Source organism: Chryseobacterium sp. 27AL, assembly GCF_057815395.1.
This window is the reverse complement of record NZ_JBYRIW010000003.1, coordinates 24,996-46,376: the sequence shown is the minus strand read 5'-3', so window position 1 is coordinate 46,376 and position 21,381 is coordinate 24,996. Positions and strand designations below refer to the sequence as shown.

Genomic DNA, 21,381 nt, shown 5'->3' with positions numbered 1-21,381 from the left:
TATAATTTACTGCGCATGAAAATTGCTGTTTTTCCCGGATCATTTGACCCGATCACGTTAGGACATTACGACATCATAGAACGGGCAGCTCCGCTTTTTGATAAACTCATTATTGCCATCGGGCAGAATTCCCAGAAAAAATACATGTTTCCTCTTGAAAAAAGGATGGAGTTTATACAGAATTCCGTTGCCGAATTTCCAAATGTAGAGGTTGATTATTTTGAAGGACTAACCGTTGATTACTGTTTTGAAAAAGACGCTCAGTATATCATCAGAGGATTAAGAAATCCTGCAGATTTTGAATTTGAAAAGGCCATTGCCCATACCAACAGAACATTGGCTCATAAAAAACTCGAAACGGTATTTTTGCTGACCTCATCCGGGAAATCATTCATCAGCAGCAGCATTGTACGGGAAATCATCAACCACGGCGGCGAATACGAACTGCTGGTTCCGGATTCCGTTAGGGTTGAAAGATGAGTAATAAGTAATCGGCAATAAGTAATTTTTAAATATGGATTTTAATCAGCTATTTAGGGATAGAACAAAGAATTTTTCTATTGCCATTATTAAATCATTGTCTCCGTTACCTTATTCCGACGATCTTTCAGTAATCAGAAAGCAAATCATCAGATCTTCAACTTCTGTGGCCGCCAACTACAGAGCAGTTTCAAGAGCAAGATCTGAAAAGGAAAAATTTGCCAAAATATGCATTGACGTTGAAGAAATTGACGAAACTCAATTCTGGCTTGAACTTGTTGAAGAGCTGCAATATTTAAATCAGGATAAAATTCTAGAGTTAAAAAACGAATGTAATGAATTGGTAAAAGTAATGACATCATATAAATTTAAGTTGTCCCAAATAACAATATAATTGATATTATTTATTACCAATTACTCATTACTCATAAAAGTAAAACATGCACGAACAGTTTAATTTTGCCATAGAAGTCCTTGGAACGATATCCTTCTCGATGTCGGGAAGCTTTGCTGCCATGCAGAAACGGCTTGATCCGTTCGGGGTACTGATTATCGCCTTTGTTACTTCTGTGGGTGGCGGAACAGTAAGGGATCTACTCCTGGACATTCCGGTATTCTGGATGCATGATCTACTGACATGCGCTTTGATTATCCTGACCAGCATTTTCACAATGATCTTTAAATCTTTTGAGAAAAATTTCAGGGTTACTTTATTTATTTTTGACAGCTTCGGATTGGGGCTTTTTACCATAATCGGTATCCAGAAAGGATTGAGTGAAAATATACATCCTTTGATCTGTATCGGGCTGGGAACCATTACCGGTTGTTTCGGAGGAATTATCCGGGATATACTGCTCAACAGAATTCCATTAATTTTCAGGAAAGAGATTTATGCAACGGCATGTATCGTAGGTGGCTCTGCTTTCTTACTATTGACTAAATTCACAACACTTACTTACACCATCATACAGATCTTCACCATACTTCTGATCGTTGCTATAAGAACGCTGGCTGTAAAATACCATTGGCAGATTCCTAAATTTTACGGGTATGATAATAATTCTGAAATGTAATTAAATCACTGTGGTTTATTTAAGAACTATACATATCAGTTTTTCTCACCTATTTATCTGATTTAAATTAAGTCTTAAAAAAAAATGCATCTGATTTCTCAAATGCATTTATATTTAATTTAAATTTTCTTAAAAGAATTTCCCTCTCTGTCTCATATTTGGGTTGTGCATATGCTTTTGCATGGATGGCATTTTCAGCTGTTCCTTCATCATTTTGATCTGGTCAGTCATCATTCCGGCGCTGTCTAATCTTTTTGCTTCTTCCAGCAATTTCTGACCTTCCTGCTTTCTTCCTTTAGAAATGGCTGCAGCAGCAAGATTTAAAGTAGCCATAGCTCTGTCATGCTTCATGTTAAGACCGTATTCCAACGCTTTTTTCATCAGAGGTTCCACTTTTGTCGGATGATCCTGAGCCTGCGTCAACCCCATCAGATAATGATAATAACCATATTGAGATCTGTGAAGCTGCATCTGATAATTGGTAATATTTTTCAGCCAGTCTGCCGCTTTTTCCATATTCTGTTTTCTCAGCTGCCAGAAAGCCAGCAGGATATATTCATTTTTAAAGAAAAGTAAAATCGGAGCTGCTGCCAGAAGAAAGACAACAATTCCCCAACCCAGATTTCTTGTAAAAATCATCATATAAAGTCCCAAAAGTATGAGAACTGCAGCAATGGCAATTTTTATATACTTATTCATTATTAAATTTTAGAAGTGCAAAGATAAGAAATTTATGATTCAGGGTTTGTGGTTCAACGTCTAAAGTTTTACATTAAACTCTGAAATACTAACTTAAATATTAATTTTTTCAAAGGTTTGAAAACAAAAATCATATTGATTTTTCTCGTCTTTTTCATGACAGGTTTCATTTACTTTTCGCCACACTTTTTCATCAATTTCAGGAAAAAATGTATCGGCATTAAGATCGGCCTTCACCCTGGTAACTTCCATTCGATCAACAATATCCATCGTCTGTTCATAAATTTTTCCGCCACCGATAATGAAAATATCTTCATCTATTTTTTTTGCAAATTTTATAGCCTCTTTAATACTTCCTACAATAAGAATTCCTTCCTGAAACCAGTCGCTTTTTCTTGATACAACAATATTTGTACGGTTGGGAAGCGGCTTTCCGATGCTCTCATATGTTTTCCTTCCCATAATCACCGGATGTCCCGATGTAAGATCTTTAAAGTGTTTTAAATCTTTCGGAAGATGCCAAAGTAACTGATTTTCAAAACCAATTTCGTTCTTCTCTCCCATTGCCACGACGATTGTTGTCATTAAAATTATTTTTTACAAAATTAGCACATAATTTGTATATTTGGTTAGCACAAAAAATTTTTAAAAAAATTAAACTATGAAAAACAGAGGCTGTCTGAGCGCCGGAACTATCGGCATTGCTCTTCTGATTATCGTTGCGGTTTTATTCTTCTGGGGAAAAAGCGGCTACAATAATTTTGTAACGAAAGAACAGAATGTCAATACCAAATGGTCTAATATTGAAACAGTATACCAGAAAAGAGCCAACCTGATTCCTAATCTTGAAAGAACAGTAAAATCATATTCGAAATTTGAGCAGGAAACTTTGACAAAAGTTGTTGAAGCAAGGTCAAAAGCAACTTCTATAAACATCGATCCTACGAATATGACAGAACAGGACATGGCAAAATTCCAGGCTGCACAAGGTGAATTATCCGGAGCATTAAGCAGATTAATGGCTGTTGTGGAATCTTATCCTAATTTGAAAGCGGATCAGCAATACATTAATTTCCAGAGAGAATATACGGCCATCGAAAACAGCATCCGTACAGAAACGGTATATTACAACCAGGCAGCTCAGGAATATAATACCGCTATTAAAACATTCCCGAACAATATCCTGGCAAATTTTACCAATTTTAAAGAAAAACCATATTTCAAAGCAGAAGCGGGCGCTGAAAAAGCACCTGAAGTATTCACAGAGTAATGGCGGCCGGTAAATTCTTAACAAGTCAGCAGATAGCTTCCCTCGTGGAAGCTATTCAGTCAGCAGAGGAACATTCTACCGGCGAAATCCGCGTACATATCGATTCAAATACAGACAACGACAATGCAAAAACAGCATTTAAGGTATTTGAGGAATTATGTATGGGGAAGACCACTGAGAAAAATGCAGTTCTTTTTCATGTTAATTTTGAACAGAAATACCTTACCATTATAGGTGATACGGGTATTCACGAAAAGGTAAGTCAGTCTTACTGGGATCATCTGCACGACTTTATTACTTCTGAATTTGCCAAAGGAAATTACTACAAAGCGCTGAAAAGTGCCATTCTGGAAACCGGTCTTGAACTAAAAAAACATTTTCCTGTCACTGGAGAAAACCCCAACCAGCTGTCTAATGAAATTACGTTCTCTTAAATTAGTACTTTCATTCATCCTTATATGCTTTTACACATTTGTATCAGCACAGTATTCTATTCCTAAAAAGCCAGCAGTACTGTATCCGGTTTTTGACGAAGCTAATCTTCTTTCTGAACAGGAAAAAAATGATCTTAACAAAAAGCTTATTGCTTTCTCAGATTCTACTTCCACTGAGATTGAGGTCATTATTATCAAATCGACCCAGGGAGAAGATGTTAATTTTCTTGCTACCATGTTTGGTGAAAAATGGGGTATCGGGCAAAAAGGGGTTGACAATGGAGTCGTTTTTTTAATTGCCAGCGAAGACCACACGATGTCGATTCAGCAGGGACGGGCCGTCGAGCAGTACTTAACAGCGTCAGTGGCAGGTCAGATTCTGGATTATATTGTTACTCCACATTTTAAGCAGGGCGAATGGTATGAAGGAATCGACCGCGGAACGTCTGCTATTATGGATGCCGTTCAGGGTAAATTTAAACCTTTAAAAGAACACAAAAAGAGCGGCAATGGAGGTCTTATTAAAATCATGATTATTGCATTTGTCATCTTCATCATTTTCTCAATAATTTTCGGAAACCGAGGTGGAGGAAGAGGTGGAAATGGAGATGACGACGATGTCATCCTTTCAAGAAGAGGCAGAAGAAACTATCCTGGTGGATTTTTCCCTTTCCCGGGCAGTTTCGGGGGTGGTGGATTTGGAGGCGGAAGCTCTGGAGGCGGTGGATTTGGAGGCTTTGGCGGAGGCGGAAGCTTTGGCGGTGGTGGCGCCTCTGGTGGATGGTAAGCTTTTATTGTCTGATATTATACCAATTACTTATTCATTTCGTAAAAAGATATTTTTTGCACATTTTTTTAATTTTCATTAACTAAAATGTCATTTATTGATATTAAAAAATTAATAAACCTGCCCTAAAACTGTTTTTAATTTAAGACTTTTTCATTATATTTACTGAAAACAGGTTTATGAAGAAGACATTGGTAGTTTTTGCGCATCCCTATTTAGAGCACTCAAATTCGAATGCAGAGCTCATTAATTACTATGTTCGTCAACAGCATTTTACCCTTCGGGATCTTTACGAAGAATATCCTGATTTTCATATTGCAGCATTCAGGGAACGGAAAAGAATAAAAAATTATGAACGTTTTATTTTTCAGTTTCCTCTTATCTGGTTCGGAATGCCACCTCTGCTAAAACTCTGGATCGATGAAGTTTTTGACCGTGACTGGCTTAAAGACGGTAATTACAATCCATTGCAGGGGAAAGAGGTTTATATACTGGTCACAACTGGCGGAAAAGAAAGATCATTTCACAAAGAAGGAACCTACAAGTTCACGGTCGAAGAGCTGATCAGCGGTCTTATCGTGTCTCTGAACGTATTTAAAGCAGATATCAAAAATATTAAAATCGTTTACGAAGCCAATAAACTTTCAAAAAAAGAAATCATTTTACACAAGCAGGAATTTTCAGAACTACTCAATCAATAAAATATGGAAACAAGCTTAGCCATGAATACACTTTTATTCCTGGGCGTTGCCATTATTATGGTTCCGCTGGCGAGGAAATTCGGACTAAGTTCTGTGATAGGCTATATTGCGGGGGGAATTATTATAGGCCCTTATGTTTTAAGGCTGACAGGAAAGGATGTCAACGGCATCATGCACGCCAGTGAATTTGGCGTAATCATGCTTCTTTTTCTGGTCGGACTTGAGCTGGAGCCCCGGAAATTCTGGGAAATGCGGAAAAAAATTGTTGGGTTGGGCCTCAGCCAGATGCTCCTTACCATTTCATTGCTTTTCCTTGTCTTTATAATGGTCGGGTGGCCTCTGGATAAAGCCATTGCTATTTCCATGTGCTTTGCACTTTCTTCTACGGCTATTGTTTTACAGACTTTACAGGAAAAAAATAATTTAAAAACACTGGCAGGAGAGGCTTCATTTTCCACGCTTTTGTTCCAGGATATCGCAGTGATTCCCATTCTGGCGATCCTCCCGCTGATTGCGCATTACAAAGCAAGACATCATGATAATGAAATTCAGGTACTGATTCAGACACTGCCCGAGTGGATGCAGTTTGCAACCGTGATTTTAGGAGTTGCCCTATTAATACTACTGGGAAGATATGTTTTTGTTCCTTTTTTAAGATACGTTTCAAAATCAGGAATGACGGAATTGCTGACTGCTTCCTCCTTATTCCTGGTGATTGGAGTTTCGGAACTGATGGTTGCCATTGGCCTTTCGCCGGCTTTAGGAGCTTTTCTTGCAGGAGTAATGCTGGCCAACAGCGAATTCCGGCACGAGCTTGAGGCTCAGATTGATCCCTTTAAAGGATTGTTGCTTGCTGTTTTTTTTGTAAGTGTCGGGTCTACCATGAATTTTAATATCATTCAGGAAGATCCTTTATTTATTTTCAGTACTGTTTTTGCCGTTTTGGTGATCAAGTTTATGGTTTTATTTGCAATTGGCAGGTTTTTCAAGATTGATACACCTCAAAGTCTATTTTATGCATTTGCCCTTTCGCAGGTGGGAGAATTTGCATTCGTATTGATCAATTATGCTTCAAATCTTTATTTGCTGAATGCGGAGCTCAATGCACAGATGATGGCCGTTACAGCTATTACCATGTGTATCACGCCATTTCTTTTAATTATTAATGACAGACTGATCACTCCCCGTTTCATCAAAGAAGTTCCAGATCCTGAAAATAATTTTAATATTTTAGACAGTGATGTTCGACAAAAAAGGATTATTATTGTAGGCTTCGGGCATTTCGGAAGTACTGTCGGGCGACTTTTAAAGGCCAATAAAATATCCGCCACGGTTCTGGACAGAGACTCTGACCGGGTAAAGCTATTAAGAAGCTATGGCTTTAAAGTGTATTACGGTGACGCCACTAAAATTCCCACCTTACGTGCCGCCGGAATTGAGGAGGCTGAAATACTTGTCTTATGTCTTGATGATCCTGATGACAATAAATTTATTGCCGACCTCGTGCGCGATCATTATCCAAAAATAAAAATATTTGTGCGGGCCAAAAACAGAATTGACGCCTACAATTATCTGAATAACGGAATCAATAATATTTATCGTGAAACACTCGGTACAGCTGTTGATATGGCCGTAGATGTGCTTCACGAAACAGGTATGAGAAAATATGCCGCCAGACGACTCGGACAAAGATTTATGGCTATTGACAAAGAATCTATCAGAAAACTGGCAAAGGCAGAGGAAGACGACGAAATTCATCTTTTCACCACAAAAGAAATCCTCCAGCGAGAGGAGGAATTATTGGCTTATGATAATCTTAATTTTGATAATAAGCAATGGGAAGATTCATCCAATGATGATGAGGATGAAGAAGACAGGTAATTAGTGAATACTTACACTTCCACCACTGCTTTCTTCTTTCGTTACCGAAGTTACATTTCCTTTCTTGTAAACATTCACACTGCCACCGGAAGAAGCCTCTGCATAGATAGATGATGAAGCGCTGATATCCACTCTGCCTCCGCTGGATGCATCTACTTTCAACTTATCGGCTATAAGGTTTTTGGCAGAGATACTGCTTCCTGATGATGATGAAATTTCAGTATTTTTTGATTTGCCGGAAAGATCTAAACTTGATCCTGATGAGGCTTCAATATCAAGATCTACAGCCCATATTTTTCCTGAAAAGCTACTGCTGCTTCCTGCAGAAATTTCAAAATCATTGGCTTCAAGATTTCCGCTTACAGATGCCGCGCTTGATACTTCGATATCTGTTTTTTCCTGAACGAATTTATCTTTAACTGTAATTCCTGCAGCAGAGTTAGCCTCAATTTTCGTAAAATCTTTAGCATAAATCTTTGCGGAAACATTGTGGTTATTCATCACCCTGATTCCTTTTTTATAATGGATATGTAATTTACCGCCACTGATATCAACCAAGACATCATCAATGATATTTTCAGGAGCAGAAATAACTACTTTTTCCATGTCAGATTTTATAATTTCAGCTTCTATAGCCTGGGAAACTTCGATCTCATCAAAATCCCCCGTTACCTGCTTCTGCTTCACGGGTCCGTGATCTGACGAAACTACCTTTTCCACCCAGTTTCCATCTTCGTTATTCCTAGTTTTTTTTTCTTTTCGTCCGTCGCATGATGCCAAAAGTACAAAGGCTGAAAAAATAAAAAGTTTTGTTGATTTCATATTCGGTTGGATTTTATGATTACTTAATTTATTAACAACTAATTTATAAAAAATATTACATTGCTGTTAATATTAATACGACCAGAGTCATATTAAGCATTTTTCAGATATTATTTTTCTATCAATTCAGGATTAAACTATTTAAAAATCAATAATTTATACCACAATTTTTCTTTCAATGGTATACGTATTGAACTAATAGCCGTACACATTACAAAAATATTGATTATGATTTCATCAAAAACTCACGCTATTTTAGATTACCTTGTAGGTATATTGTTAATTGCCGCTCCGTGGCTTTTGGGATTTGCTGACGACAGCGCAGCTACAACGATTCCTGTTATTCTCGGGATATCGACCATTTTGTATAGTCTTCTGACCAATTATGAATATTCTGTAGCCAGAATGATTCCTTATAAGGTACATCTTGCGATCGATTTGGTAGCAGGAATCCTATTACTGGCTTCACCATGGCTGTTTGGTTTCAGTGACAGAGTGTATCTTCCTCATGTCATTTTAGGTGCATTTGAAATGGTGGCAGTATTGCTTTCCCGTAAGGCGATCTCGCCAGTTCACGCGCCAAAACAGATTTGATACTCCTTTAATTTTTCAATGCAATATGACAGAGCTCTTCCTAAATAAGGAAAAGCTCTGTTTCTTTGATGATAAGATTTAATTCCTACTCTTTTTAACATAAGATTTTAATATCTTTAGGCATTATTAATAAATCGTTTATGAAGAAGATTTCATCAGTATTATTAATTTCTGCATTAGCATTTAATCAATCCTGTACAACAATGAAAAGCATTGAAACTCAAAAGGAAGTTCCTTCACCGGACGCTTCCCTTTCGTCAAATCCTTTTATGAAGAAAAGCAAACTTCAGTATGAGGCACCGGAATTTGATAAAATTAAAGACGAACATTTTAAACCTGCATTTGATTTTGGACTTAAGCAACATGATGCTGAAATTCTGAAGATCGCCAACAATCCTGAGGCGCCTACTTTTGACAATACGCTGGTAGCCCTGGAAAAAAGCGGCGAAATTCTGAAAAGGGCAATTATCGTATTTTCCAACCTGACAAGTGCCAATACCAATCCTACGCTACAGGCTCTGGATGAAGAATATGCACCGATCTTTGCTGCACATTCGGATAAAATGTATCTTAATGAGAATCTTTATAAAAGGATAAAAGCAATTCCGGAAAATGGTTTGGATTCTGAAAGCAAAAGACTTTTACAATATTACAAGCAAAATTTTGAAATCGCAGGAGCCAATCTTTCGGCTGCTGACAAAGAAAAACTAAAGCAGATCAACCAGGAACTGGCTTCGCTGTCTACGCAATATTCCAACAAATTACTGGAAGCAAGAAAACAGGGAGGTGTTTTCTTTAGTGACATTAAAGAACTTGACGGTCTTTCGACTGATGAAATTGCGGCGGCTGCAAGCGATGCTAAAAATGCCGGAAAACCGGGCCAGTATTTATTGGCTTTACAAAATACAACCCAACAGCCACTTCTGCAAAATCTGAAAAACAGATCTACACGTGAGAAACTGTTTAAGGCATCATGGACGAGAGCTGAAAAAAGTGACGGAAACGATACCCGGGAAACGATTGAAAAATTGGCGAAATTAAGGCTTAAAAAAGCACAAATTTTAGGAAAGAAAAGCTTTGCAGAATGGAAACTTCAGGATCAGATGGCCAAAACCCCTGAAGCAGCCACTCATTTAATGAATCAGATTGCAACACCTGCTGTAGAAACAGCGAGACGCGAGGCAAAAGATATTCAGGATCTTATTGATCAGCAAAACGGCGGCTTCAAAGTAGAGCCCTGGGACTGGAACTTCTACGCTGAACAGGTTAGAAAAGCTAAATTTGACCTTGATGAAAGTGAGATAAAACCTTATTTTGAAATTACCACGGTTCTGGAGAAAGGGGTTTTCTTCGCTGCCGAAAAATTCTACGGACTTACGTTCAAGAAAAGAACAGATCTGCCGGTGTATCATCCGGATGTGGTAACTTATGAAGTTTTTGATCACGATGGTAAATCGATTGCAATTTATTACCTGGATTTCTACACAAGGGATTCTAAAAACGGTGGAGCCTGGATGAGCAATTTCGTCGAGCAATCCTATTTATTGGGAACCAAACCTGTCATCGTAAACTGCTACAATTATCAGAAACCGGCTCCTGGAAAGCCCTCTTTAATAAGCTTTGATGATGTTTCAACGATTTTCCATGAGTTTGGTCACTCGATTCACGGGATGTTTGCCAGCCAGAAATACCCTTCGCTTTCAGGAACCAATGTTCCGAGAGACTTTGTGGAATTTCCTTCACAAATTAATGAACACTGGGCTTTAGATCCTGTCGTTTTGAAAAATTACGCTCTGCATTACGAGACCAAACAGCCGATTCCACAAACATTGGTTGATAAAATAAAAAAGGCCTCAACATTTAATCAGGGGTATATGACTACAGAATTGGTTTCAGCTGCCGAACTGGATATGGATTGGCATACCGTAACCAATGAAAGTGAATTGATTCCTGTTTTAGATTTCGAGAAACAATCATTAGCGAAACATGGCTTTACTTTGGCAACAGTTCCTCCACGATATCATACTCCTTATTTTGCACATATTTGGGGAGGCGGTTATTCTGCAGGGTATTATGCTTATTTATGGTCTGAAACTCTGGATAATGATGCCTGGGAATGGATCAAAGACAATGGCGGACTAACCAGAGAAAACGGTGACCGCTTCAGAAAATACATTCTGTCTGTAGGAAATTCGGTAGACCTGAATCAGGCATTCAGAGATTTTACGGGACACGATCCGGATATTAAGCCTTTATTGAGAAACAGAGGTTTTATTAAATAGTTGGTATGACATTAAATATCGGTATTAAAATACTTTCATCGGTATCTATTATAATTCTGACTTTCTCTTCAATCGGAAATAAACGATCTGAAGAGAAGTCAGAATCTTTTTACTATAAAAAATCTGATACATTATCTGAGACTGAGTTAGCTAAAATATTTGATGAAGAAAGGAAGTATTTTGACTCATCCTGTACCGAAGAGACAAAAAAGGCTTATGAAGATATCAAAAGGAACAAACTTGTTTTCTTTCATTATTTCGGAATGGTGGAAAGTTTCAAGGGCAATGCTGAGATGAATTCATTATTAAAGAATTACAAAATCGAAGTTGATTCTGCCTTATATTACTGTACTATTCCCTCTTCATTGCAACATTGCTATGCCCGTATCATGAGGGAAGAAATTGACAGAAAATTTGGACCTAAGTTTATTGATTCTTTAAGACAGATCTCTGAAATACAATACGTGAAAAATAATCCTGATAAGATTTATCGTTTTGAAGAATGTGATATGGTCTCAAGATATCCCGGCGACAAAGATTACAACGACTTTTTCGCCAACAGCAAGAAAGATTTTTGGAAGAAAACAGAATATCCCATAGATTATGAATTTCGAAAGGAACAAGATCTCTATTCTTATATTTCCGCAGATTTTATTCTTTATAAAGACGGAAAAATAGCTGACATCAAAACGCATTTAAGCTTTCAAAATAAAAAAAATTATAAATTCGCATCCTATTTCATTAATCAATTAAAAAACTTCATTCAGGACACTCAATGGATTCCTGCAAAAAGTTCTGGAATACCTGTAAATAGTGAAATGAGAATAACAATACATTTTAAATAACTATGAAAAAATTTATTTTAAGCTCTTTAATTTTAGTTTATGGCGGTATCTACGCACAAAAAGCAAAACCGAAAACCAATAAAATTGATCAAAATCTGGTAGGTCTTTGGAAAGGCAGTGAAAAAGACCAGCAGATAGAAGGTGTTGAAAAGCTATGGATTATGGAAAGGAAGCAGGACGGAACTTTTATGCTACTTTTTACAACGGTTCAAGATTGCCAAGTGGATCAACATGTAGAAAAAGGACAATGGTGGATTGAAAACGGAGAATTTCATGAATTGCATTACACCTCAGGTCAGACAGATGTTTACACGTACCAAGTTCTTGATCCTTCGCACATCAAATTCAAATCAAAAGAACAATCTATGGAAATGGCGACTGATAACTACACTTTTATAGATACAAAAATCGAGGAAGAAAATCAATAAAAATTATAAGCATTCATTTTTGGATGCTTTTTTTATTTAAATATGAATACTTATCAATAAATTGTTTTTCTCCCGCTGATTTTGCAGATAACGCAGATTTAATTACTGTGAAAATTATATCGAAAATCAAGCCCCGTAAAAACATCCCCAATTGATACGAACTTTTGTGGACTCCGTGAAAATATTCGTGTAATTTTGTGTTTTAAAATAAAAAAATGAATTGTCCCTGCTGTTCCGGAAAAATTTATGAAGAATGCTGTAAACCGTATCATACCGGAGAAAAGAATGCGCCGACCGCAGAAGCACTTATGCGTTCCCGGTTTTCTGCATTTGCCATTCCGAATGGTGATTATCTGATGGAAACTACGCTGCCCAGCAAGAGAAAATATCACAATAAAAAGGATTTACAGGAATGGGGAGAAATCAATACATGGACAAAACTGGAAATAGTAGCAAAACCCGCCGTCAATAAAGTAGAATTTAAAGCCTTTTATACCGATGAAAATGGAGATCCTCAAATTCATCACGAGTTGTCAACATTTAAAATGATTCAGAACCGATGGTTTTACGCAACCGGAGAATTTCTGGAATAGTACTGTTGACAGGAGATCATAAAGAATAGATTAATAAGGCACATGAAACCCTCAACTTTCTATCTTGTATGGTTAAAATATCATTGAAGCCTGATCTACATCCATATTCTTCATCGGATATACTCTTTAAAAGAGGCCATAAAACACTGAAAGATAACAAATTGTACTTGATTGCCTCTTCTAAATGCTTGATTGTGCATTCGGAATGGTTGATTGCCCATTCGAAGTGGTTAATTGCTTTATCGAAGCTGTTTATCCGGCAAGCTGATTGTAAACGTTTTATGATAAAATAAAAATGTCCGGCAAAACCGGACATTCATATTTTGGTTAGTGAGCTTCGTTTCCGTCGATCCCATGAGCGTGGCCATGTGATAACTCTTCTTCTGTTGCAGGACGTGTATTTAAAATTTCTACCTGGAAATCCAAAACTTTCCCCGCCATTGGGTGATTAAGATCTGCAATTACCGCTTCCGGTGTTACTTCTACCACAAACGCCTGGAAATTATTTCCCTGATTATCGGTTAATGGTAAAATAGCTCCTACCGGTGGAGTTCCGGATTCCTGGAACATATCGATTGGCAACTGTGCAATGGCATCAGGCTGTCTTTCACCATAAGCTTCTTCCGGCTGAATTACAAATGCTGCTTTATCTCCAGCCTTTAATCCCAGAATATTCTGTTCAAACTTTGGGATCATCATTCCAACACCGTATAAAAACGTAAGTGGATTTTCTGCGGTGGTCTCTTCTACAAGAATTTTACTTCCGTCTTCTTCGATGGTGTGAAGTATGTAACTTACAGCTACAACATGATTGTTTTCGATTGTCATATTTTTTCTTTTTTTTCGTGAATCTCACGATTAACGATACAAATATACTGTTTTTGAATTCACTGACAGAAGAATAACAGGTAAAGAAGTATCCGTGGCGTTCTATTTCTGCCCTCTTGTTTCCTTTCTTTTTTTCTCTCTCAACATAAAAAGATAAAGACTTTCCACTTTGGTTCTGGCCCACGGCGTTTTCCGTAAAAACTTCAATGATGAGCTGATACTCGGGTTATCTGTAAAGCATTTGATGTTGATCTGCTCTCCCAATCTTTCAAAACCCTGGTAATATTCTACCAGTTCTTCAAGAATGGCATCAAGTCTTTTTCCGTGAAGTGGATCTTTAGATTGCTGTTCCATAGTGTAAAAATAAACATTTAATTACATTTTTATGGGAACAATTATGAAATGGCAAATTTAATCCCGGATAAAAAGCAAGTAACTGCTTTAAACTGAATAATAATCTTAAGCCACAACCTTTACTTTCAATTTATCTTCTTTAAATTTACAGGATGAAAATTCTGCACACTGCCGACTGGCATTTGGGTAAACGGCTCGACCGCTTTTCAAGACTGGAAGAGCAGATTCTGGTGATGAACGAGCTTGTACAGATCGCCGATGAAGAAAATATTGATCTTGTTCTCATTGCCGGAGATTTATTTGACAACTTTAATCCCGGAACGGAGGCTGTTCAACTGTTTTATCAAACCTTAAAACGGTTATCCTTAAACGGAAAACGCCCTGTCATTGCCATTTCAGGAAACCACGATTCTCCCAGCCTTATCGATGCTCCCGATCCTCTGGCCCGTGAATGCGGTATCATACTGATCGGTCATCCTAAAGCAATCATCCATCCTTTTGAGCTGGAACATTTTAAAATCTCAAAATCAGCGGAAGGATTTATTGAACTTACCTTAAAAAATCATGATTTTCCGGTAAGAATTCTTCATACGCCTTATGCCAATGAAATACGGTTAAAACAATATCTCGGTGAAGATAAAGAAGCAGAACTGAATCAGGTTCTTGCGGAACACTGGCAGAAAAATGCAGATCAATTCTGCGATGAAAATGGAGTCAATTTACTCATGACCCATTTGTACATGAACAAAAAAGGAACTCCCCTGCTGGATGAACCTGAAGGCGAAAAACCGCTCAAAATAGGAAATGCGGATCTTATTTTTTCAGAAATCATTCCTCATCAGATTCAATATACGGCACTCGGGCATCTGCACCGTTTTCAGAACATCGGAACGGCGGAAAAACCTGTGGTGTATTCATCTTCCCCGCTTTGCTACAGCTTCAGTGAGTCTGGACAGACTAAATATATTTCCATCATTGAAGCAGAACCCAATCAACCCGTTCAGTTTACAAAAATTCCGATCAAAAACGGGAAATGCCTTGAGAGAAAAAGTTTCGACTGTATCGAAAAAACGATAGAATGGCTCACTGCCAATCAGGACACCTTTGTAGAGCTTACTTTGGAAAGTGAAAGCTTTTTAAAAGCCGATGAGAGAAAACTTTTGTATCAGACCCACAGCGGGATCGTACACCTCATTCCGAAAATTAAAAATCAGGAATTACATGAAAATCAGCTTCGGGATATCAACCTCAGTCAGGATATTCAGTCTTTGTTCAAAGATTATTTTAAATCTAAAAATGGTGGTCAGGAGGCCAATGAGGAACTTATCGATTTGTTTAACGAAATTATTAACCCCTAGCCTATGATTCCTGTTCAACTTACATTAGAAGGGATTTATTCTTATCAGGAACGCCAGAAAATAGACTTTGAAAATCTTACAGAAGCCGGTCTTTTTGGTATTTTCGGTTCGGTAGGTTCCGGGAAGTCGTCAATTCTGGAAGCGATTTCCTTTGCCCTGTATGGGGAAACTGAAAGGCTCAACGCCAGAGATAAGCGTGCCTATAATATGATGAATCTGAAATCGAACAGATCCTACATCGAGTTTGATTTCATCAATTACGAAAATAAAAAATACCGGGCTACCCGAGAATTTAAAAGAAATTCTAAAAATTTTGAAGATGTAAAAACACCTTCAGTCACATTTTATGAATGGAAAAATGAAAACTGGATTCCGCTTGACCATTCAAATGCGGAACAAATTGTAGGTTTAAGCTATTCTAATTTTAAACGGACAATCATCATTCCGCAGGGGCAGTTTAAAGAGTTCCTGGAACTGGGTGCGGCTGAACGCACCAACATGATGAAGGAGATCTTCGGTCTTCAGCGTTTTGACCTTCACGATAATGTTTCTTTGATTAATACCAAAAACAGATCAGAGCTTGATCAATTGGAAGGTCAGCTGAAAGGATTTGAGGAAATTACGGAGGAACAGATTACAATCAAAAAAGAAAATTTAACCCATGAGGAACTTAAGTTTCAGGAAACACTGAAAAGATTCCGCGAAACCGAAGAAAAATATGTCAAACTGAAAGGGTTAAAAGATGATTTTGAATTGCTGAATCAGAAAAAATCTGATTTTGAGAAAGTCACCCAACAAAAATCTGAAATAGATATTCTGGAAACAAAAACGGAAATCTACGACCGTCTATCAAGGATTTTCACGCCTCTTCTTTCGGAAAAAAAGAAACTGGCTCAGGAAATTTCGGAACAGCAACAGCAAAAAGAACGTCAGCTGAAAATTCTTAATACCACTCAACTTCAGTTTGAAAAACTGAAAAGCGAACTGGCATCCATCCAGCCGCAGTATGAAGCCTTGCCACAATCTAAAACGCAGGAAAATGATTTAGGTCTGATCTTGCAGATGATGACAGTTGCAGATGAAATTAAGATCTTAAAAGAAAGAACGGAAAACGGTTCCCAGAAAGTAAAAGAAGTAGAAGCTCACCAGAAAATGATTCAGCAAAAAATTGAAGAACTTTCTAAAAAGACCGAACTGCTGAAACCGGGAAAACTGGATCCCGGATTGCTCGTCAACGTAGGAAACTGGTTTCTCGAAAACAAAAAGCTGCAGGAAAACCTCAGCGGACAAATCAAAAAAGCGGATGCTAAAAAACTTGAAATCCGCAGAATTTCTGAAGAGCTGGAGGTTTTAAAAATCAATTCCGAAACCTTTAAAGATGATTTTAAGATTCAGTTAGAAAATTTAGAAAATAAAAAGAAAGAGCTTTCAGAAAAACGAAATCATCTGGAAGTTCAGCAGAAGCTGGCTCATTTTGCCAGTGAACTTCATGACGGAGAATCATGTCCGCTGTGTGGAGCTCTGGAACACCCGAATATCGTGGAATATGACGATGTTACTTCAGAGTTAAATGAAATTCAGCAACAGCTCGACCACATTGATCATCAAAAAGAGCATATTCAGAAACAGTTATCAGAAGCGGAAAAGATTCTTGATAGAAAAAAAATCTTTGAAGAACAGCTGAAATCTGAAGAAGAACTGGTAAAACAGATTCAGATCCAGGTGGAAATTCATCATCAGAATTTTATCTGGAAAGAATTTAAGGCAGATAATGAAAGTGATTTTGAAGCCAAAAGACAGCATTCTTTCGCAATCGAAAAGCAAATGGAAGAGCTGAATCTGCAGATCAGCGAAGAGCAGAAAAATCTTGATAAAGAAAGAAGCAATCTCGACAGCTACAATAAAGCGCTGGAAAAATTCAGGCTGGATGAAGCGAAAAAAGAAGAGCAGATCAGAACAAATGAATCCAACCTTAAAGTGCTGGAATGGAATAATTATGCTGAAAAAGAAGTTGAAGAAGTTGAAGAAATTTTCAATAAGCTGACCACATCCAATCGAGAAACTGAACAGAATTATCAGCAATTACTGAAAGAAGAAAAAGAAATTTCTCCAAGACTTGCCGAACATAAAACTATTGTCGACCAGCTGGAAAAACGCATTTCCGAATTGGAAAAAGAAATTGCGGACAATACTCTTTTAATAGAAACGGCTCTTGCAGAGCAGCAGTTTGATTTGCATAAGGTACTGGAAACGCTAGCTGAAGAAATTGATGTTCAGAAAGAAAAAAATAGTATCCAGCAATTCAGAATCATTTTTGAAACGCTGAAGAACAGCATGCTTGAGTTGGAATACAAATTAAAAGATTTCACTTTTGATCATGAAGAGTTTTCAACTGTTGAAATACAGTTTGCCTCTCTTGAGCTGGAAGTAAAAACAGCCAATGATTCTGTCGTAAAAATTCAGGCAGAAATTGAAAGACTTGAAAAAGAATTTAAGAAGAAAGGAGATCTTTTAAAAACTTTTGCACAGCTTCAAAAGCGTGCGGATAATCTTAAGATCATGATGAACCTCTTTAAAGGAGCAGGATTCGTACAATATGTTTCATCCATTTACCTTCGTCAGCTTTGTGATCATGCCAATGTGCGTTTTCACAGGATGACACGAAATCAGCTCAGCCTTCAGCTCAATGACAATAACGATTTTGAAATTATTGATTACCTCAACGAGGGTCGCAGCAGAAGTGTGAAAACCCTTTCCGGCGGACAGGCATTTCAGGTTTCTTTAAGTCTTGCCCTTGCACTGGCAGAAAGTGTTCAGAGCAATGCAAAAGCGGAAAAGAATTTCTTCTTTATTGATGAAGGTTTTGGCACGCAGGATCTGGAATCGGTGAATATTGTGTTTGAAACACTGGTTAACCTTCAGAAAGAAAACAGAATTGTAGGCATCATTTCCCACGTGGAAGAGCTTAAAGAAAAAATCCCCGTATCACTGAATATTATTAAAGATGAGGAAAGAGGCAGCCTTATTGAGGTTATTTAAACTGAATTTACATCTAAAGATTTATTACATTTAAATCAATAAAATTATCATGCAAAATTTACCTCTTATTTTAAAACCCGGAAAAGTAAAAAGCAGTATTTTACTGGTCATCAGCATTGGATTTGTTATTTTAGGAATTTCCCTTTTAGACAAAAATAAACTCATTGCGATTCTGAATATTGTTTTTTTCGGAATGTGCTTTGCGGTTTTTCTTCTGAACCTCATTCCTGGTTCTTCTTATCTCAAGATCGACGAGAAAGGAATTGAAATGAAAAATCTTTTCAGGGTCACTTTTATTCCGTGGCAAACAGTTAATACCTTTGAAACAAAATGGATCGCTTTCAATAAACTTGTGGTTTTTGACCTTAATAAAGCTCTGGTGGGTAACAAAACTAAGCTGAGACAGGGAGGGCTTCCTGACACCTATGGAATGTCTGCCACAAAGCTTGCCGAACTTCTTAATGAATACAAAGCTAAATTTTCCCCTGACGCATAAATTAAAAAAGTTGTCCGAGAAGTTTGGATAGTCTCTTTAGTAAGACTTTTTCAGTTTTTTAATCATAGCACACCTACGGCGTGCTTACAATATTGTATTGTTTTTTTCAGCTACACAGACATTGCTCCTCCGGAGCATAAAAACTACTTGCTCATTTTTGGTGAAAAAAAAAGAGGCTGCCCAAACTTTAGCACAGCCTCTTGTTGTATTATTTTACCTGTGGTCCAACCTTTTCGCCAAACAGTTCGATTGATTTTTTCATAATATCATCAGCCGGATCGCCAACATCCATATGGCCGATAAATCTTGTAATTCCGAAAATCTCTTTCATATAAGCAATTTTATCGGCAACTTCATTGGTGTTTCCTATGAATAAAGCACCATCCTTGCTTCTTCCGCCTTCATACTGCATTTTGGTAAATGGAGCCCAACCTCTTGATGATCCGATCCGGTCCATCTGTGATTTATAATTGTTGAAATATCCGTCTATCACATTTTTATCATCGCTTACAAAAGTATGCGAATGAATAGCAATCTGCATTTCAGATTCGGAGTAGCCTGCTTTAAGATATTCCTGCTTATAAAATTCTATAAGATTTTTAAACTGTATCGGCATCCCGCCAATGATTGCTACCACTAAAGGCATTCCTAACTTTGCAGCGCTAAGCACAGATTGCGGAGTTCCGCCTACGGCCCTCCAGATTGGAAGTTTTCCGCCGTTTTTTGCTCTTGGATAAACCGTCTGATTCTGCATCGGAGCACGAAGCTTTCCTGACCAGGAAACGTTTTCTTCTGAATTGATTTTTAACAGCAATTCTAACTTTTCATTAAAAAGTTCTTCGTAGTCATTCAGAGAATATCCGTAAAGAGGAAAAGATTCAATAAAACTTCCTCGCCCTACAAAAATTTCTGCACGGCCATCTGAAATCAAATCCAGTGTTGAAAAATCTTCATATACTTTAACGGGTTCTGATGAGCTTAATACGGTAACACCACTTGCCAGCTTGATGTTTTTGGTCACACTTGCCGCAGCAGCCAGTACAATCTCCGGTGAAGAAACCGCATAGTCCGGACGGTGATGTTCGCCCACGGCAAAAACATCAATTCCCACTTCATCCATCAATTTTACCTGGTCGATGATCTCACGGATTTTCACACCTGCATCTTTATATTTTCCGGTATTTTGGTCGAAACCTAGGTCGCCAAACATTCCAATTCCTAATTCCATATTGTTGATTTTATATTACAAAGATAACACAGTCAAAAATCAGGCACATTGATGTTTGATAAGAAAGGATATGACTATTCCTTCACTTTCTTTTTGAGTTTCAGGAATTGTTTTTCAAAAAGATGATAGGATAAATAGGCAAGAACTGCTGTGAGCAAAAACGTTAATGATAAAACGATCTTCCAATCCCAATGGTAGTTTTCTCCGATTTTTCTGACCAGCATCACGGGCATCATATGAATCAGGTACAATCCGTACGTATACTTTCCTAGTTTTGCAAAAATAGTTTTATCTGATATTTTAAACACGTTTTTATTTCCCAGGGTAAAAAGAATGAGCACTGAAAAAAGAATGGCAAAGAAAATATGCCGGAAATTAAAATATTTAAAAATAAGACTGTCTTCAGGCATCATAATACACAAAATTACAATCAGAAAATAGATGTACTTATAAATGGCAGGGATGTTCTCAAGCTTTTCTATAATGTCTTTTCTAAAAACGAAAATATATGCCGGAATCGCACCAAGCGCAAAGTAATCTAAATTCGAAAACACATCACAATCTCTTACTCCGGAGAGCATATTAATAATTCTGAATACAAAAGCTGTAATGATACCGGTGATCAGAAGTCTGGGAATATTTTTAGTTGAGATAAAATACATCGCAATCCCCCAGATCAGATAAAAATGCTCTTCCACACACAGTGACCATATTACCTGAAGCGGCGAGACATTCGGCTGCCCTCCTTTGTACATGACCTGATAATTTTCAAGGAAAGTGACTACCATCAGCCAGTTGGGCGCGAAACCGGCATCGGAAGACGGAATGTGAAATAATTTAACCAAAAAAGGAGTGCAGAAAGCAAACAAAACCATAAGATAATACAATGGCCATATTCGCAACATTCTTCTCCTAAAAAAATTTCCGAGATCAATCTTATGATTATTTAATTTTTCAACCAGCAATATGTAAGTGATTAAAAAACCGCTTAAAACAAAAAAGAATGCTACTCCTATTGCTCCTCGTGAAAAGTAATTTAGAAAATTATCCTTAGGAATTCCTCCTACATGAAAAAAGAATACCAATAGAAAAGAAAAAAATCTCAGTGAATCAAAAGTATGGAAGTGAACCCTTTCTATTTTTTTATTATTCATAAAGGAATTAATATTTAATTGTAAACTGTTTCCAT

General features: G+C 37.4%; 23 protein-coding genes. 16 read left to right on the top strand and 7 right to left on the bottom strand.

Annotation, left to right across the window (positions count from 1 at the left end; genetic code table 11):
• Positions 1-15 precede the first annotated feature (15 nt).
• The 3 genes from coaD to AC3WV0_RS07705 are packed head-to-tail and all read left to right on the top strand — an operon-like array spanning position 16 to position 1,553.
• Positions 16-480 carry a pantetheine-phosphate adenylyltransferase gene (gene coaD, locus AC3WV0_RS07715; RefSeq protein WP_090002303.1) on the top strand — a complete coding sequence of 155 codons (465 nt, stop codon included), beginning with the start codon at positions 16-18 and terminating at the stop codon, positions 478-480.
• A 34-nt stretch (positions 481-514) separates the two neighbouring features.
• Positions 515-874, top strand: a complete 360-nt coding sequence (locus tag AC3WV0_RS07710; RefSeq protein WP_488845430.1) for a four helix bundle protein — start codon at positions 515-517, stop codon at positions 872-874.
• Positions 875-920: 46 nt separating this feature from the next.
• Positions 921-1,553, top strand: a complete 633-nt coding sequence (locus AC3WV0_RS07705) for a trimeric intracellular cation channel family protein (RefSeq protein WP_488845428.1) — start codon at positions 921-923, stop codon at positions 1,551-1,553.
• A gap of 129 nt (positions 1,554-1,682) precedes the next feature.
• Here the strand turns inward: AC3WV0_RS07705 and AC3WV0_RS07700 are convergent, their stop codons facing one another.
• Positions 1,683-2,252 (bottom strand): DUF2892 domain-containing protein, encoded by a 570-nt coding sequence (locus AC3WV0_RS07700; RefSeq protein WP_488845426.1) that lies wholly within the window; start codon positions 2,250-2,252, stop codon positions 1,683-1,685.
• A 93-nt stretch (positions 2,253-2,345) separates the two neighbouring features.
• Positions 2,346-2,837 (bottom strand): dihydrofolate reductase, encoded by a 492-nt coding sequence (locus AC3WV0_RS07695; RefSeq protein WP_488845425.1) that lies wholly within the window; start codon positions 2,835-2,837, stop codon positions 2,346-2,348.
• 76 nt (positions 2,838-2,913) lie between these two features.
• On the opposite strand from AC3WV0_RS07695, the gene AC3WV0_RS07690 reads away from it, so the two are divergent.
• From AC3WV0_RS07690 to AC3WV0_RS07670, 5 genes are all read left to right on the top strand, one after another.
• Entirely contained in the window at positions 2,914-3,522 is a 609-nt protein-coding gene (locus AC3WV0_RS07690; RefSeq protein ID WP_449388443.1) for a LemA family protein, read from the top strand.
• Positions 3,522-3,956, top strand: coding sequence for a TPM domain-containing protein (locus AC3WV0_RS07685; protein WP_488845422.1), 435 nt, complete (start codon positions 3,522-3,524; stop codon positions 3,954-3,956). The genes AC3WV0_RS07690 and AC3WV0_RS07685 overlap by 1 nt, the downstream gene beginning before the upstream one ends.
• Entirely contained in the window at positions 3,937-4,743 is an 807-nt protein-coding gene (locus AC3WV0_RS07680) for a TPM domain-containing protein (RefSeq protein WP_488845420.1), read from the top strand. Before AC3WV0_RS07685 ends, AC3WV0_RS07680 begins: the two co-directional genes overlap by 20 nt.
• 179 nt (positions 4,744-4,922) lie before the next feature.
• Positions 4,923-5,444 (top strand): NAD(P)H-dependent oxidoreductase, encoded by a 522-nt coding sequence (locus tag AC3WV0_RS07675; RefSeq protein WP_488845419.1) that lies wholly within the window; start codon positions 4,923-4,925, stop codon positions 5,442-5,444.
• A 3-nt stretch (positions 5,445-5,447) separates the two neighbouring features.
• Positions 5,448-7,325, top strand: coding sequence for a monovalent cation:proton antiporter-2 (CPA2) family protein (locus tag AC3WV0_RS07670; protein ID WP_488845417.1), 1,878 nt, complete (start codon positions 5,448-5,450; stop codon positions 7,323-7,325).
• Here AC3WV0_RS07670 and AC3WV0_RS07665 read toward each other — a convergent pair whose 3' ends face one another.
• Complete coding sequence (locus AC3WV0_RS07665) at positions 7,326-8,147, bottom strand: GIN domain-containing protein (protein ID WP_488845415.1); 822 nt, start codon at positions 8,145-8,147, stop codon at positions 7,326-7,328.
• Between the two features lie 228 nt (positions 8,148-8,375).
• Here AC3WV0_RS07665 and AC3WV0_RS07660 point away from each other — a divergent pair, with 228 nt between their 5' ends.
• From AC3WV0_RS07660 to AC3WV0_RS07640, 5 genes are all read left to right on the top strand, one after another.
• Complete coding sequence (locus AC3WV0_RS07660; RefSeq protein ID WP_488845413.1) at positions 8,376-8,741, top strand: SPW repeat protein; 366 nt, start codon at positions 8,376-8,378, stop codon at positions 8,739-8,741.
• Positions 8,742-8,881: 140 nt separating this feature from the next.
• Complete coding sequence (locus tag AC3WV0_RS07655) at positions 8,882-11,023, top strand: M3 family metallopeptidase (RefSeq protein ID WP_488845411.1); 2,142 nt, start codon at positions 8,882-8,884, stop codon at positions 11,021-11,023.
• Between the two features lie 5 nt (positions 11,024-11,028).
• Positions 11,029-11,868, top strand: a complete 840-nt coding sequence (locus AC3WV0_RS07650; protein ID WP_488845409.1) for a hypothetical protein — start codon at positions 11,029-11,031, stop codon at positions 11,866-11,868.
• A 2-nt stretch (positions 11,869-11,870) separates the two neighbouring features.
• On the top strand, positions 11,871-12,296 hold the full coding sequence (locus tag AC3WV0_RS07645; protein WP_488845407.1) for a hypothetical protein: 426 nt from the start codon (positions 11,871-11,873) through the stop codon (positions 12,294-12,296).
• 215 nt (positions 12,297-12,511) lie between these two features.
• A complete protein-coding gene (locus AC3WV0_RS07640) occupies positions 12,512-12,889 on the top strand; it encodes a YchJ family protein (RefSeq protein ID WP_312900683.1) in 378 nt (125 codons plus the stop codon).
• Positions 12,890-13,216: 327 nt separating this feature from the next.
• Here the strand turns inward: AC3WV0_RS07640 and AC3WV0_RS07635 are convergent, their stop codons facing one another.
• Positions 13,217-13,717, bottom strand: coding sequence for an FKBP-type peptidyl-prolyl cis-trans isomerase (locus AC3WV0_RS07635; protein WP_488845405.1), 501 nt, complete (start codon positions 13,715-13,717; stop codon positions 13,217-13,219).
• Positions 13,718-13,819: 102 nt separating this feature from the next.
• A complete protein-coding gene (locus AC3WV0_RS07630; protein WP_488845403.1) occupies positions 13,820-14,071 on the bottom strand; it encodes a VF530 family protein in 252 nt (83 codons plus the stop codon).
• Between the two features lie 152 nt (positions 14,072-14,223).
• On the opposite strand from AC3WV0_RS07630, the gene AC3WV0_RS07625 reads away from it, so the two are divergent.
• From AC3WV0_RS07625 to AC3WV0_RS07615, 3 genes are read left to right on the top strand one after another with little or no spacing between them, the layout of a single operon-like run.
• Positions 14,224-15,429 (top strand): metallophosphoesterase family protein, encoded by a 1,206-nt coding sequence (locus tag AC3WV0_RS07625; protein WP_488845401.1) that lies wholly within the window; start codon positions 14,224-14,226, stop codon positions 15,427-15,429.
• A gap of 3 nt (positions 15,430-15,432) precedes the next feature.
• Positions 15,433-18,468: an AAA family ATPase gene (locus AC3WV0_RS07620; RefSeq protein WP_488845399.1), complete on the top strand. Its 3,036-nt coding sequence runs from the start codon at positions 15,433-15,435 to the stop codon at positions 18,466-18,468.
• Positions 18,469-18,517: 49 nt separating this feature from the next.
• Positions 18,518-18,964, top strand: coding sequence for an STM3941 family protein (locus AC3WV0_RS07615; protein WP_488845397.1), 447 nt, complete (start codon positions 18,518-18,520; stop codon positions 18,962-18,964).
• A gap of 208 nt (positions 18,965-19,172) precedes the next feature.
• Here the strand turns inward: AC3WV0_RS07615 and AC3WV0_RS07610 are convergent, their stop codons facing one another.
• Both AC3WV0_RS07610 and AC3WV0_RS07605 read right to left on the bottom strand, forming a co-directional pair.
• Entirely contained in the window at positions 19,173-20,192 is a 1,020-nt protein-coding gene (locus tag AC3WV0_RS07610) for an LLM class flavin-dependent oxidoreductase (protein WP_488845395.1), read from the bottom strand.
• 74 nt (positions 20,193-20,266) lie between these two features.
• Positions 20,267-21,346, bottom strand: coding sequence for an acyltransferase family protein (locus AC3WV0_RS07605; protein ID WP_488845393.1), 1,080 nt, complete (start codon positions 21,344-21,346; stop codon positions 20,267-20,269).
• Between the last annotated feature and the right edge of the window lie 35 nt (positions 21,347-21,381).

Bases quoted from the DNA above. Each gene is read 5' to 3' on its own strand.
- coaD (WP_090002303.1), top strand. From the start codon at position 16: ATGAAAATTGCTGTTTTTCCCGGATCATTTGACCCGATCACGTTAGGA.
- AC3WV0_RS07710 (WP_488845430.1), top strand. From the start codon at position 515: ATGGATTTTAATCAGCTATTTAGGGATAGAACAAAGAATTTTTCTATT.
- AC3WV0_RS07705 (WP_488845428.1), top strand. From the start codon at position 921: ATGCACGAACAGTTTAATTTTGCCATAGAAGTCCTTGGAACGATATCC.
- AC3WV0_RS07700 (WP_488845426.1), bottom strand. From the start codon at position 2,252: ATGAATAAGTATATAAAAATTGCCATTGCTGCAGTTCTCATACTTTTG.
- AC3WV0_RS07695 (WP_488845425.1), bottom strand. From the start codon at position 2,837: ATGACAACAATCGTCGTGGCAATGGGAGAGAAGAACGAAATTGGTTTT.
- AC3WV0_RS07690 (WP_449388443.1), top strand. From the start codon at position 2,914: ATGAAAAACAGAGGCTGTCTGAGCGCCGGAACTATCGGCATTGCTCTT.
- AC3WV0_RS07685 (WP_488845422.1), top strand. From the start codon at position 3,522: ATGGCGGCCGGTAAATTCTTAACAAGTCAGCAGATAGCTTCCCTCGTG.
- AC3WV0_RS07680 (WP_488845420.1), top strand. From the start codon at position 3,937: ATGAAATTACGTTCTCTTAAATTAGTACTTTCATTCATCCTTATATGC.
- AC3WV0_RS07675 (WP_488845419.1), top strand. From the start codon at position 4,923: ATGAAGAAGACATTGGTAGTTTTTGCGCATCCCTATTTAGAGCACTCA.
- AC3WV0_RS07670 (WP_488845417.1), top strand. From the start codon at position 5,448: ATGGAAACAAGCTTAGCCATGAATACACTTTTATTCCTGGGCGTTGCC.
- AC3WV0_RS07665 (WP_488845415.1), bottom strand. From the start codon at position 8,147: ATGAAATCAACAAAACTTTTTATTTTTTCAGCCTTTGTACTTTTGGCA.
- AC3WV0_RS07660 (WP_488845413.1), top strand. From the start codon at position 8,376: ATGATTTCATCAAAAACTCACGCTATTTTAGATTACCTTGTAGGTATA.
- AC3WV0_RS07655 (WP_488845411.1), top strand. From the start codon at position 8,882: ATGAAGAAGATTTCATCAGTATTATTAATTTCTGCATTAGCATTTAAT.
- AC3WV0_RS07650 (WP_488845409.1), top strand. From the start codon at position 11,029: ATGACATTAAATATCGGTATTAAAATACTTTCATCGGTATCTATTATA.
- AC3WV0_RS07645 (WP_488845407.1), top strand. From the start codon at position 11,871: ATGAAAAAATTTATTTTAAGCTCTTTAATTTTAGTTTATGGCGGTATC.
- AC3WV0_RS07640 (WP_312900683.1), top strand. From the start codon at position 12,512: ATGAATTGTCCCTGCTGTTCCGGAAAAATTTATGAAGAATGCTGTAAA.
- AC3WV0_RS07635 (WP_488845405.1), bottom strand. From the start codon at position 13,717: ATGACAATCGAAAACAATCATGTTGTAGCTGTAAGTTACATACTTCAC.
- AC3WV0_RS07630 (WP_488845403.1), bottom strand. From the start codon at position 14,071: ATGGAACAGCAATCTAAAGATCCACTTCACGGAAAAAGACTTGATGCC.
- AC3WV0_RS07625 (WP_488845401.1), top strand. From the start codon at position 14,224: ATGAAAATTCTGCACACTGCCGACTGGCATTTGGGTAAACGGCTCGAC.
- AC3WV0_RS07620 (WP_488845399.1), top strand. From the start codon at position 15,433: ATGATTCCTGTTCAACTTACATTAGAAGGGATTTATTCTTATCAGGAA.
- AC3WV0_RS07615 (WP_488845397.1), top strand. From the start codon at position 18,518: ATGCAAAATTTACCTCTTATTTTAAAACCCGGAAAAGTAAAAAGCAGT.
- AC3WV0_RS07610 (WP_488845395.1), bottom strand. From the start codon at position 20,192: ATGGAATTAGGAATTGGAATGTTTGGCGACCTAGGTTTCGACCAAAAT.
- AC3WV0_RS07605 (WP_488845393.1), bottom strand. From the start codon at position 21,346: ATGAATAATAAAAAAATAGAAAGGGTTCACTTCCATACTTTTGATTCA.